Annotated in this window: 9 protein-coding genes; 5 read left to right on the top strand and 4 right to left on the bottom strand. The window is 52.2% G+C overall.

All coding sequences use genetic code 11. From position 1 onward, the window contains the following. Positions 1–50: 50 nt before the first annotated feature. The 4 genes from chiQ to nagE form a co-directional block, all read right to left on the bottom strand. Entirely contained in the window at positions 51–383 is a 333-nt protein-coding gene (chiQ, locus tag GJ746_RS07815) for a ChiQ/YbfN family lipoprotein (protein ID WP_154679681.1), read from the bottom strand. A 47-nt stretch (positions 384–430) separates the two neighbouring features. Continuing rightward, on the bottom strand, positions 431–1,834 hold the full coding sequence (gene chiP, locus GJ746_RS07810) for a chitoporin ChiP (RefSeq protein WP_154679680.1): 1,404 nt from the start codon (positions 1,832–1,834) through the stop codon (positions 431–433). Positions 1,835–2,266: 432 nt separating this feature from the next. Beyond that, positions 2,267–3,934: a glutamine--tRNA ligase gene (glnS, locus tag GJ746_RS07805; RefSeq protein ID WP_154679679.1), complete on the bottom strand. Its 1,668-nt coding sequence runs from the start codon at positions 3,932–3,934 to the stop codon at positions 2,267–2,269. Positions 3,935–4,112: 178 nt separating this feature from the next. Continuing rightward, positions 4,113–6,065 (bottom strand): PTS N-acetyl glucosamine transporter subunit IIABC, encoded by a 1,953-nt coding sequence (nagE, locus tag GJ746_RS07800; RefSeq protein ID WP_154679678.1) that lies wholly within the window; start codon positions 6,063–6,065, stop codon positions 4,113–4,115. A 312-nt stretch (positions 6,066–6,377) separates the two neighbouring features. Here nagE and nagB point away from each other — a divergent pair, with 312 nt between their 5' ends. From nagB to asnB, 5 genes are all read left to right on the top strand, one after another. Then, positions 6,378–7,178, top strand: coding sequence for a glucosamine-6-phosphate deaminase (gene nagB, locus GJ746_RS07795; protein ID WP_004130458.1), 801 nt, complete (start codon positions 6,378–6,380; stop codon positions 7,176–7,178). Positions 7,179–7,238: 60 nt separating this feature from the next. Beyond that, positions 7,239–8,387, top strand: a complete 1,149-nt coding sequence (gene nagA / locus GJ746_RS07790; RefSeq protein ID WP_154679677.1) for an N-acetylglucosamine-6-phosphate deacetylase — start codon at positions 7,239–7,241, stop codon at positions 8,385–8,387. An 8-nt stretch (positions 8,388–8,395) separates the two neighbouring features. Beyond that, positions 8,396–9,616 carry a DNA-binding transcriptional regulator NagC gene (gene nagC / locus GJ746_RS07785; protein ID WP_154679676.1) on the top strand — a complete coding sequence of 407 codons (1,221 nt, stop codon included), beginning with the start codon at positions 8,396–8,398 and terminating at the stop codon, positions 9,614–9,616. A 45-nt stretch (positions 9,617–9,661) separates the two neighbouring features. Next, positions 9,662–10,414, top strand: coding sequence for an HAD-IIA family hydrolase (locus tag GJ746_RS07780; protein ID WP_154679675.1), 753 nt, complete (start codon positions 9,662–9,664; stop codon positions 10,412–10,414). Positions 10,415–10,692: 278 nt separating this feature from the next. Continuing rightward, positions 10,693–12,354, top strand: coding sequence for an asparagine synthase B (gene asnB / locus GJ746_RS07775; protein WP_154679674.1), 1,662 nt, complete (start codon positions 10,693–10,695; stop codon positions 12,352–12,354). The last annotated feature ends 169 nt before the right edge of the window (positions 12,355–12,523 follow it).

Raw genomic sequence — 12,523 nt, 5'->3', positions numbered from 1 at the left:
TAGTAACGGGCGGAGTTTACGCTCCGCCCGTTCGCCCGCCTTCGCCTGGTTTAGCGTGGCGTATTGTTACTGCGGATCTCTTTCCAGATCTGGTCACAACGCGACTGTACCGCCTGATCGTTACCGGTTTTCCGCGCCTGAATACACTGTTGATAATCCAGTACCCGGACGCTTTCCTGAGTGGCGAACTGCTGATGCTGCTTCTCTTGTTTCAGCACGTTCAATACGCTCTGGCAGGCTTGAATTTTATCCGGATTGCCCTCAGCGGTATTGATACAGGCGCTGTAGGCGTCTTTTAACTTTGAGTCTTCTTTAGGGGCTGGCGACTGCGTACAGGCCACCAGACCTGCAGCCATAATGGCGACAAGCATTAACTTCTTCATGATCAACCTCGGGAAATTGCGGCGGACTCACGCCCGCCGCATTGGCATCAGAAAATGGTGAACGGAGCGATAACCATGAACTTCACGTCGCGCTCATCCTGGAAGATGTTGCCATAACCGCCGCTCCAGCTTGGGATATCGGAGTGGTTGTCGTATTGAGTAAAGTGGAGTTTGAACAACGTACCTTTCGCCCGGCCTTCCTGGACGGTGTACATCGCATCCAGGCTATAGGCTGATTCTTCCAGGCGTTTGTTCGGATTGTAGAAAGCGTCAGGAGAAGACATTTTGCCCGGTTTCGCATCCCAGGCATAAACGTAGGATGCGCCGAAGGCCCAGCCAGGCATGTTCCAGTTCTTCATGTCATACATCGCGCCGAAGAACACGGCTTTTTCACCGTTGGCGTTGAAGTCCGAGCGGTTATCCCACCAGATATCCAGGCGACCGTTAGAAGATGCATAGGTTGGGGTCATACGCTGCAGGAAGTAGCCCTGCTGACCTTCAGCCTTAACCCAGGTACCTTCCAGACGCAGGTCCAGAACATCAGCAACTTTATAGCCAAAGGTCAATGCCTGCAGCCATGCCGTGCCGTCATAAATATCGTTAACTCCGCCGTTGCTGACTTTATCGCGGGTGCCGTAGAACTGATAGCTGGTGGTTAACGGCGTGCCGGCAACATCAAACTTATAGCTGGCTTTAGCAAAATACTGGTCAACATACCCCTGTGCCTGGCCAAACGCCGCTTCCAGCACGAGGTCATTTTTAAAATCGTATTTGGCGCCGATAGAATGGAGGTAATCTACCTTGGTTTTCTTGTCGTTCTGATAGAACTCATCCATCTCAATGTGCCATGGCGCTTTATATTCGTTGGTCCACATATAGGAGAAACTCAGCGCGCCAGCGTCACCGTAGTCAAAATTGGCACCGGCTTCAGCGCCCTGGTAAGTACCCGGCATAAAGCTCCAGTGCGGAGCCAGTAAGGTTTGGCCGGTTGGCTGAATATAGCCAGCGCGCGCCCAGGCCGGACCAAATTTAAATTTGGCAGCCGCTTTATACAGGCTGATCCCGCTCTTATCGCCGGAATAGTCTTCATCGTAGGTTTTATTGCGCGAGGAGAACGCGATTTCGTTCGGGTGGCCGCTCTCGCTGCTCTCGCCCATTTCGATAGCGGTAAAGGCAGCAATATCAATCCCAAACATATCGGCGGCATAGCCGGACTGGAAGTCCAGGTTGGCGTTCCAGGTAGAGTGTGAGAGGTTGGTTTTATATTTGTCGCCGTCGGTTACATCTTTACGGTCACGTTCACGTTGCCAGTAATAGATGCCGCCAGTTAACGTTGAATCATCAATGAATCCTTCTGCTTTTGCATCAGGCACCATTGCAAATCCTGACAGGGCTGTTACACCGGCAATAGCCAGCGCCAGCGTACTACGTTTGCCACTAAACGTACGCATATGCATATCCTCTTTGACGTTTTAAAGTGCGGTTACCAGGGGCAACACGCAAAAAAATAAATAAAACTGCTAAAAAGTGGTGCGGTAAAAATTCGCATAACCACTGGCTATAGACTATTTTTCGTGACGCGAATTATCAATCTCTTTCGCTGACCAAAGATGAAGATTATGACAAAGCGCACATAATTTATGTCTTTTTGTTTCAGTCGTAGAAGTGATGCATTTAGCGTGGAAGTGCTTGCAAAAACAGACAAATTCAACTGAGATGAAAGCGATTACATATTTTTCGCGGAGAAAGTGGCAGGGTTAAAAACTGTTTTTTTACATTCTGTAAACAAGATTAATTCGCATCGCGAAAATATGATAATTTAATCCTCTGATTTGCCATAAAAAAACGCCGCGATAAGCGGCGTTGTTAATAAAGGCGGAAAACTAGGCGCCGACTTTCGCCCAGGTATCGCGCAGACCGACGGTGCGGTTAAACACCAGATTGGTTGCGCTTGCATAGCGGCTGTCGAGGCAGAAATAGCCTTCACGTTCGAACTGGTAAGCTTTCCCCGCCTGAGCCTGCGCCAGAGCAGGTTCTGCGAATCCCTGTTTAATCACCAGCGATTCCGGATTTATTACCGCGAGGAAATCGTCCGCCGCGCCCGGGTTCGGCACGCTGAACAAACGATCGTACAGGCGAATCTCTACCGGCAGCGCGTGCGCCGCGCTCACCCAGTGAATCACACCCTTAACTTTACGGCCATCGGCTGGATCTTTGCTCAGAGTGTCGGCGTCGTAGGTGCAGAAGATAGTGGTGATGTTACCTTCCGCATCTTTTTCCACGCGTTCTGCTTTGATGACGTACGCGTTGCGCAGGCGAACTTCTTTACCCATAACCAGACGCTTGTACTGCTTGTTCGCTTCCTCGCGGAAGTCAGCGCGATCGATCCAGATTTCGCCGCTGAACGGAACCTCGCGGCTGCCCATCTCCGGTTTGTTCGGATGATTCGGCATGGTCACCATTTCACTGCCGCCCTGAGGATAGTTTTCGATGACCAGCTTAACCGGGTCGATAACGGCCATGGCGCGCGGAGCGTTTTCGTTTAAATCCTCACGGATGCAGGATTCCAGAGAGGCGATTTCAATGGTGTTGTCCTGCTTGGTCACGCCAATGCGTTTGCAGAACTCGCGAATGGATTCCGCGGTGTAGCCGCGACGACGCAGACCGGAGATGGTCGGCATACGCGGATCGTCCCAACCTTCAACATGCTTCTCTGTCACCAGCTGATTCAGCTTACGCTTGGACATCACGGTGTATTCGAGGTTGAGGCGCGAAAACTCGTACTGACGCGGGTGTACAGGGATACTGATGTTATCCAGCACCCAATCGTACAGACGACGGTTATCCTGGAACTCCAGAGTACAGAGAGAGTGAGTAATCCCTTCCAGCGCATCGCTGATGCAGTGGGTAAAGTCGTACATCGGGTAGATGCACCACTTGCTTCCGGTCTGGTGATGGTCGGCAAACTTAATGCGATACAGAACCGGATCGCGCATCACGATAAATGGAGAAGCCATATCGATTTTCGCGCGCAGACAGGCTTTACCTTCGGCAAACCCACCGCTGCGCATTTTTTCAAACAGCGCCAGGTTCTCTTCCACGCTGCGATCGCGGTATGGACTATTTTTACCCGGCTCTTTCAGCGTGCCGCGGTACTCGCGGATTTCATCCGCCGACAGTTCATCAACGTAGGCCAGACCTTTATTGATGAGCTCAATCGCATACTGGTGCAGCTGATCGAAATAATCAGACGAGTAGCAAACGTCCCCGGACCAGTGGAAACCTAACCACTGCACGTCGTTTTTAATCGACTCAACGTATTCGATATCTTCCTTCACCGGGTTGGTGTCATCGAAACGCAGGTTGCATTGGCCTTTGTAATCCTGGGCGATACCAAAGTTCAGGCAAATAGATTTTGCATGGCCAATGTGCAGATAGCCGTTCGGTTCCGGTGGAAAACGGGTATGAACGGTGGTGTGCTTACCAGTAGCCAGATCTTCATCAATAATCTGACGAATAAAGTTAGTCGGGCGGGCTTCTGCCTCACTCATCGTGGGTTCCTCAAAGCGTAAACAACGTATAACGGCACATGATCTTACAAGCAGGGCGTGGAGACAACTATTAGTTACGCAAAATACGTTTCTGGAGAAGATAATGAAGTTGTTTGCGGTAAAAAAAAGCGGCGCAGCTTTCGCTGCGCCGCTGAGGCATAAACCTTACTCAGGAGACCTACTTGCCTTTAATTTCGTACAGCGGCGTCTGGCCTGCAACAACCTGACCGGTCGCCTGAATTACCAGCGCACCGAAGTCGTCGCTGTTGCTGCACACTACCGGGCTAATCATCGAACGCGCGTTAGCGTTCAGGAACTCAAGATCCAGTTCCAGAATCGGCTGACCCGCCTTCACTTCCGCCCCCTCTTCCACCAGACGTTTGAAGCCCTGGCCGTTAAGAGCAACGGTATCGATACCCATATGGACGACGATTTCCGCGCCGTTTTCAGTTTCCAGGCAGAAAGCATGGTTAGTGTTGAAAATCTTCACCACGGTACCCGCAACCGGAGCCACAACAATCTTATCGGTCGGTTTCACCGCCACCCCATCGCCAACGGCTTTACTGGCGAAGGCTTCATCCGGAACCTGCTCAAGAGCCACAATATCACCGGTAATGGGTGAAACTAACGCTTCAACGGTTTTCGCGTTGGCTACGGCCTGTGGTTTAACCGCCTGAGCGGCAGCTGGAGCGCTATGAGACGATGCTGCCGTTGCGGCGACTGGGCCACGGGCAACCACTTTCTTCATTTCATCGCCAACGGATTCCGCTTTCGCACCCACGATAACCTGGATGGTCTGCTTGTTCAGTTTAACGACACCGGAAGCACCGAGGCGCTTACAGGCTGCATCGTTTACCAGCGCGGAGTCCGCAACGGTCAGACGCAGACGGGTAATACAGGCATCAATCGCCTTCAGGTTATCCGTACCGCCGACCGCAGCGATGTAGTTGGTCGCCAGCTGGGTTAAACCCTCTTCGGTATTGCTGTTTGCTTCTTCAGTGACCACGTCATCGACTTTATCTTCACGACCCGGCGTTTTCAGATTGAACATGCGGATAACCGCGCTGAACAGCAGGAAGTAGATAACGAAGAACACCGCGCCCATCACAATCAGCATCCAGACGTTTTTACTGGCTGCCGGCAGGCTGTACATCAGAACGTAGTCGATGGCACCCGCGGAGAAAGAGAAGCCCGCGTGGATACCCAGCGCCGTCGCAACGAACAGGCTGATACCGGTCAGAACAGCGTGCAGGAGGTACAGCAGCGGAGCCAGGAACATGAACAGGAATTCCAGCGGCTCAGTCACGCCGGTCAGGAACGCGGTGATAGCAACCGACAGCAGCATACCGCCAACCATCGGACGACGCTCTTTCGGCGCGGCAAAGTACATCGCCAGAGCCGCACCCGGCAGACCGAACATCATGATCGGGAAGAAGCCGGACATGAACATCCCCGCAGTGCCGTCACCAGCGTAGAAGCGGTTGATGTCGCCGTGGAATACCGCGCCCGCAGCGTTGGTGAACTCACCAATCTGGAACCAGGCGATGGTGTTCAGTACCTGATGCAGGCCAGTCGGGATCAGCAGACGGTTGATGAAACCAAAGATACCAGAACCCAGCGCGCCCGCGCCGACGATCCACTCACCGCCAGCATGGATGGCATTCTGCACCGGTGGCCAGACGTAGCCGAAGATGGCCGCCAGCACCAGGCAGAAAAAGCCGGTCGCAATGGGTACAAAACGTTTGCCGCCGAAAAAGCTCAGGAACTCAGGCAGCTTGATACCCGACCAGCGGTTATACACGGCACCGCCGACCAGACCGGTGATGATACCCGCCAGGACGCCCATGTTGATGGCCGGGTTGATGGTGACCATTGCTTTGGTCAGAACAAAGTAACCTACTGCGCCCGCCAGCGCGGCGGCACCGGCGCTGTCTTTCGACCAGCTGGATGCCACACCGATAGCAAAAATCAGCGCCAGGTTATCAAAGATTGCCCCACCCGCTTGTGCGATAAACGATATGTTAAGCAGATCTGGTTGACCAAATCGCAGCAGCAGCGCCGCGACCGGTAGCACTGCGATAGGGAGCTGTAACGCCCTACCGAGCCGCTGGAAAAAACCTAAAATATTCATCTTATTCCCCCTATGAGACCCCGATCAGGCTCACTAAAGCCACTTTATTATTGTGTAACTTACTTAAATTTTTAACTTACCTGCAAAGTGTCTGAAAAATTAATTCGTCTCGCAAATTAAATGGGTATTTTTTGTGACAATAATCACCAAATATCGTATTCACCTCCGCCTTTGACTGGCTAACAACGAAAACTTATTTTATCATTCAAAAAATCAACACGGATTGACCCCGGTCGGCGTAGTTACTGCAATACTCTTAATAGTATGCTGGCGCCAATCCGCCAGGTTCTAATTTAACTATAGAGGTGAACAATGAGACTGATCCCCCTGGTAACAGCTGAACAAGTAGGTAAATGGGCTGCCCGCCACATCGTTAACCGCATCAATGCGTTCAAGCCGACTGCGGACCGTCCGTTTGTCCTGGGTCTGCCTACCGGCGGTACGCCTCTGACCGCTTATAAAGCTCTTGTTGAGATGCACAAAGCAGGCCAGGTTAGCTTTAAGCATGTTGTTACCTTCAATATGGATGAGTACGTTGGTCTGCCGAAAGAGCATCCGGAAAGCTATCATAGCTTTATGCATCGCAACTTCTTTGATCACGTTGATATCCCGGCAGAAAACATCAACCTTCTGAATGGTAACGCGCCGGATATCGATGCAGAATGCCGTCGCTATGAAGAAAAAATCCGTTCATACGGTAAAATTCATCTGTTTATGGGCGGCGTAGGTAACGATGGCCACATCGCTTTCAACGAACCAGCCTCTTCTCTGGCTTCGCGCACACGCATTAAAACTCTGACCCATGATACTCGCGTTGCAAACTCTCGCTTCTTCGACGGCGATGTAGACCAGGTGCCTAAATACGCGCTGACCGTAGGCGTGGGTACGCTGCTGGATGCGGAAGAAGTGATGATTCTGGTTCTGGGCCATCAGAAAGCGCTGGCTCTGCAGGCGGCAGTTGAAGGCAATGTGAACCATATGTGGACTATTACCTGCCTGCAGCTGCACCCGAAAGCGGTTGTCGTGTGCGACGAGCCATCCACCATGGAACTGAAAGTTAAGACGCTGAAATATTTCAACGAATTAGAAGCTGAAAACATCAAAGGTCTGTAATGTAGTCTCGTCCCGCGGCTGCCCCCGCGGGACAATCATTTTGGATAACCGGGGGTCGTAATGTATGCATTAACCCAAGGCCGGATTTATACCGGCCATGAAATTCTGGATGACCATGCGATTGTTATCGCCAATGGCCTTATCGAACGTATTTGTCCTCAGACTGAACTGCCAACCGGGATCGAACAGCACTCGGTTGATGGTGCGATCGTTGCCCCCGGTTTTATCGATGTCCAGCTCAACGGCTGCGGCGGCGTGCAGTTCAACGACACGGCGGAAGCGGTCACCGTTGAAACGCTGGAGATTATGCAAAAAGCCAACGAGCGCTCCGGTTGCACCAGCTATCTGCCGACGCTAATTACCGCCAGCGATGACCTGATGAAACAGGGCGTGCGCGTGATGCGCGAGTATCTGCAAAAGCATCCTAACCAGGCGCTGGGCCTGCATCTTGAAGGTCCCTGGCTGAATATTGTTAAAAAAGGCACCCACAACCCGGACTACGTGCGTAAACCGGACGCCGGACTGGTCGATTTTCTGTGCGAAAACGCGGACGTGATCACCAAAATCACCCTTGCGCCGGAACGCGTTGAACCGGAAGTTATCCGCAAGCTGGTGGCGGCAGGAATTATCGTTTCTGCGGGCCATTCCAACGCCACGCTGAAAGAAGCGAAAATCGGCTTCCGCTCCGGCATTAGTTTCGCTACCCATCTGTTTAACGCCATGCCGTATATTACCGGTCGTGAACCGGGTCTTGCCGGGGCGATTTTCGACGAACCGGATGTCTACTGCGGTATTATCGTCGATGGTATGCACGTCGATTACGCTAACGTCCGCCTCGCTAAACGTTTGAAAGGCGATAAGCTGTGCCTTGTGACCGACGCAACGGCTCCGGCTGGCGCCAATATTGAACAGTTCATTTTTGCTGGTAAAACAATATACTACCGGAATGGACTGTGCGTAGATGAGAACGGTACCCTCAGCGGCTCTTCGTTGACCATGATTGAAGGGGTGCGTAACCTCGTTGAGCATTGCGGCATCGCGCTGGACGAAGTGTTGCGCATGGCAACGCTCTATCCTTCTCGCGCAATTGGCGTAGATAAACAGTTAGGCAGCATTGCTCCGGGGATGGTCGCTAACCTGACCGCATTCACCCGCGATTATAAAATCACCAAGACCATCGTTAATGGTAACGAGGTCGTCACTGAGTAAGTAAAAGTATGACATCAGGCGGACAGGCTCAAATTGGTAACGTCGATCTTGTAAAACAGCTGAACAGCGCGGCCGTCTATCGGCTCATCGATCAGCACGGCCCCATCTCGCGTATTCAGATTGCGGAACAAAGCCAGCTTGCCCCCGCCAGCGTAACGAAAATTACGCGTCAGCTTATTGAACGCGGACTGATCAAAGAAGTCGATCAGCAGGCCTCCACCGGAGGCCGCCGCGCCATCTCTATTGTTGCTGAAACCCGCAACTACCACGCTATCGGCGTCCGTCTTGGCCGCTATGATGCCACCCTGACGCTCTACGATTTAAGCAGTAAGCCGCTTGAGGAAGAGCACTACCCGCTGCCGGAAAGAACGCAAGAAACGCTGGAACACGCGCTGCTTAACATCATTGCCGCTTTCATCGAGAGCTGCCAGCGTAAAATCCGCGAACTGATTGCCATCTCAGTTATTCTGCCAGGACTGGTCGACCCGGAAAGCGGCGTCATTCGCTATATGCCGCATATTCAGGTGGAAAACTGGGGTCTGGTCGAAGCGCTGGAAAAAAAGTTTAAAGTCACCTGCTTTGTCGGTCACGATATTCGCAGCCTGGCGCTGGCAGAGCACTACTTTGGTGCGAGCCACGACTGTGAAGACTCCATTCTGGTGCGCGTACACCGCGGCACCGGCGCAGGGATCATCTCCAACGGGCGCATTTTTATTGGCCGTAACGGTAACGTCGGTGAAATCGGCCATATTCAGGTTGATCCATTAGGCGAACGCTGTCACTGCGGTAACTTTGGCTGCCTGGAGACCGTTGCCGCTAACGCGGCGATTGAACATCGCGTTCGTCATCTGCTGGAACAGGGATATCAAAGTAAAATCTCCCTTGAGGACTGCACGATCAAGACAATTTGCAAAGCCGCGAATAAAGGCGATGCGCTGGCCTGCGAGGTCATCGAACACGTTGGTCGTCATCTCGGTAAAACCATCGCGATTGCTATTAACCTGTTCAATCCGCAAAAAGTGGTGATTGCCGGCGAGATTGTCGAGGCGGAAAAAGTGCTGCTGCCAGCTATCGAAGGCTGCATCAATACCCAGGCGCTGAAGGCCTTCCGTAAAAATCTGCCGGTGGTGCGCTCCACGCTCGATCATCGTTCGGCAATCGGTGCTTTTGCCCTTGTAAAGCGCGCGATGCTCAACGGGATCCTACTCCAGCGTTTGCTGGAAATCTAAAGCCGCTTTATAGTTTCGCCTTTCTCCAATGATGTCGGACAGTTCATGACCATTCAAAACATAATCTGTGATATTGACGGCGTGCTGATGCACGACAATGTGGCCGTACCGGGCGCCGCTGAATTCATCAAACGTATTCTCGACAAAGAGATGCCGCTGGTGATGCTGACTAACTACCCTTCTCAAACCGGTCAGGACCTGGCGAACCGTTTTGCGACTGCGGGAATAGATGTCCCTGATACCGCCTTCTATACCTCTGCAATGGCCACGGCGGATTTTCTGCGTCGCCAGGAAGGTAAGAAAGCCTATGTGGTAGGTGAAGGCGCGCTGATCCACGAACTGTATAAAGCTGGCTTTACCATTACTGACGTCAATCCTGATTTTGTTATCGTCGGTGAAACCCGATCCTTTAACTGGGAAATGATGCATAAGGCCGCCTTTTTTGTCGCCAACGGCGCGCGCTTTATCGCCACTAACCCGGATACCCACGGCCGTGGCTATTACCCGGCCTGCGGCGCGCTGTGCGCCGGTATTGAGAAAATCTCTGGTCGTAAACCGTTCTACGTCGGTAAACCAAGCCCGTGGATTATCCGCTCTGCGCTGAATAAAATGCAGGCGCATTCGGAACAAACGGTTATCGTCGGCGACAACCTGCGTACGGATATTCTTGCTGGCTTCCAGGCCGGTCTGGAAACCATTCTGGTGCTTTCCGGGGTCGCCACGCTTGATGATATCGACAGCATGCCGTTCCGCCCTTCGTGGATTTATCCTTCCGTTGCAGAAATTGATCTTTTCTGAACAAAACCACGTCCCAGGACGTGGTTTTCTCTTTTTGAAGTGCCAGAAAAGAGTTTCATCTAATGAAAATGCATTATCATTAGATATTCTTTAATAAAAGCACTCAAAACATACTCTTTTTTCACTATCCAGCAATCGCTATTGCATTATTTCCTTTTACAGCCGTAAATCCCTTGCGCCCTACGCCCCTTTGCGGCATTTTCTTAAGCATGCACTGAGGCTTCGCAAGCAGAAGAAGCCTGCACAACAACAAACAAGATAGGGTAACGGAGAAGGCTATGTGTTCGATTTTTGGCGTACTGGATATTAAAACTGACGCAGGCGAACTGCGTAAAAAGGCACTCGAGCTTTCTCGCCTGATGCGCCACCGTGGCCCGGACTGGTCCGGCGTCTACGCCTGCGATAAGGCCATTCTGGCACATGAACGTCTGTCAATCGTCGACGTCAACGCCGGTGCACAGCCGCTGTATAACGCCCAAAAAACTCACGCACTCGCCGTTAACGGTGAAATCTACAACCACCAGGCGCTGCGCGCAGAATACGGTGACCGCTATGCGTTCCAGACCGGCTCCGACTGCGAAGTTATCCTCGCGCTGTATCAGGAGAAAGGGGCAGACTTCCTTGACGATCTCCAGGGAATGTTTGCTTTCGCGCTCTACGACAGCGAAAAAGACGCGTATCTGATTGGTCGCGACCACATCGGGATTATCCCGCTGTATATGGGTCACGACGAACACGGCAACTTCTACGTTGCCTCTGAAATGAAAGCGCTGGTTCCGGTATGCCGCACGATTAAAGAGTTCCCTGCAGGTAGCTATCTGTGGAGCAAAGACGGGGAGATCCGTCAGTACTACCAGCGCGACTGGTTCGACTATGATGCGGTTAAAGACAACGTGACCGACAAAAACGAGCTGCGTCAGGCGCTGGAAGAGTCGGTGAAAAGCCACCTGATGTCCGACGTCCCCTACGGCGTCCTGCTCTCCGGCGGCCTGGATTCATCGGTGATTTCCGCCATCACCAAAAAATATGCCGCCCGCCGCGTTGAGGATCAGGAAAAATCAGAGGCCTGGTGGCCGCAGCTGCACTCCTTCGCCGTCGGTCTGGAGGGTGCACCTGACCTGAAAGCCGCTCAGGAAGTGGCTAACCATCTGGGTACCGTGCATCACGAGATCCACTTTACGGTGCAGGAAGGCCTGGACGCGATTCGCGATGTTATCTATCACATTGAAACTTACGATGTCACCACCATCCGCGCATCAACACCGATGTACCTGATGTCGCGCAAAATCAAAGCGATGGGCATCAAAATGGTGCTGTCAGGTGAAGGTTCTGACGAAGTATTTGGCGGCTATCTCTACTTCCACAAAGCGCCAAATGCCAAAGAGTTGCATGAAGAGACCGTTCGCAAGCTGCAGGCGCTGCATATGTTTGACTGCGCCCGCGCCAACAAAGCGATGTCTGCCTGGGGCGTTGAAGCACGCGTGCCGTTCCTCGATAAGAAATTCCTCGATGTGGCGATGCGTATTAACCCGCAGGATAAGATGTGCGGCAACGGCAAAATGGAAAAACATATCTTACGTGAATGTTTTGAATCCTACCTGCCGGCGAGCGTTGCATGGCGACAGAAAGAGCAGTTCTCTGACGGCGTAGGCTACAGCTGGATCGATACGTTAAAAGAAGTCGCCGCTGAGCAAATTTCCGATCAGCAGCTGGAAACGGCCAGCTTCCGCTTCCCGTACAATACGCCATCATCGAAGGAAGCGTACCTGTACCGTGAGATCTTTGAAGAGCTGTTCCCGGTTCCCAGCGCTGCTGAATGCGTTCCTGGCGGCCCGTCCGTCGCCTGCTCTTCAGCAAAAGCCATAGAATGGGATGAATCTTTCAAAAAGATGAACGATCCGTCAGGGCGCGCGGTCGGCGTACACCAGTCGGCTTATTAAACGCTTTTTTTTCGAAACGGACTCCGCGGAGTCCGTTTTTGTTTTTGTGCCTTGTTTAAGCCGTTAAAAACGATAAATAACCAATAATTGCCGATTATTGCGTCACGCTGTTCGCAACCTAACCAAACAGTTACGTTCAGCCCATTTTCGATGAAAAAGGGGTTGACGC

The organism is Klebsiella oxytoca (assembly GCF_009707385.1).
GTDB classification, from domain to species: domain Bacteria; phylum Pseudomonadota; class Gammaproteobacteria; order Enterobacterales; family Enterobacteriaceae; genus Klebsiella; species Klebsiella oxytoca_C.
The sequence above is the reverse complement of the archived record's forward strand: the minus strand, read 5'-3'. Positions and strand labels throughout refer to the sequence as shown.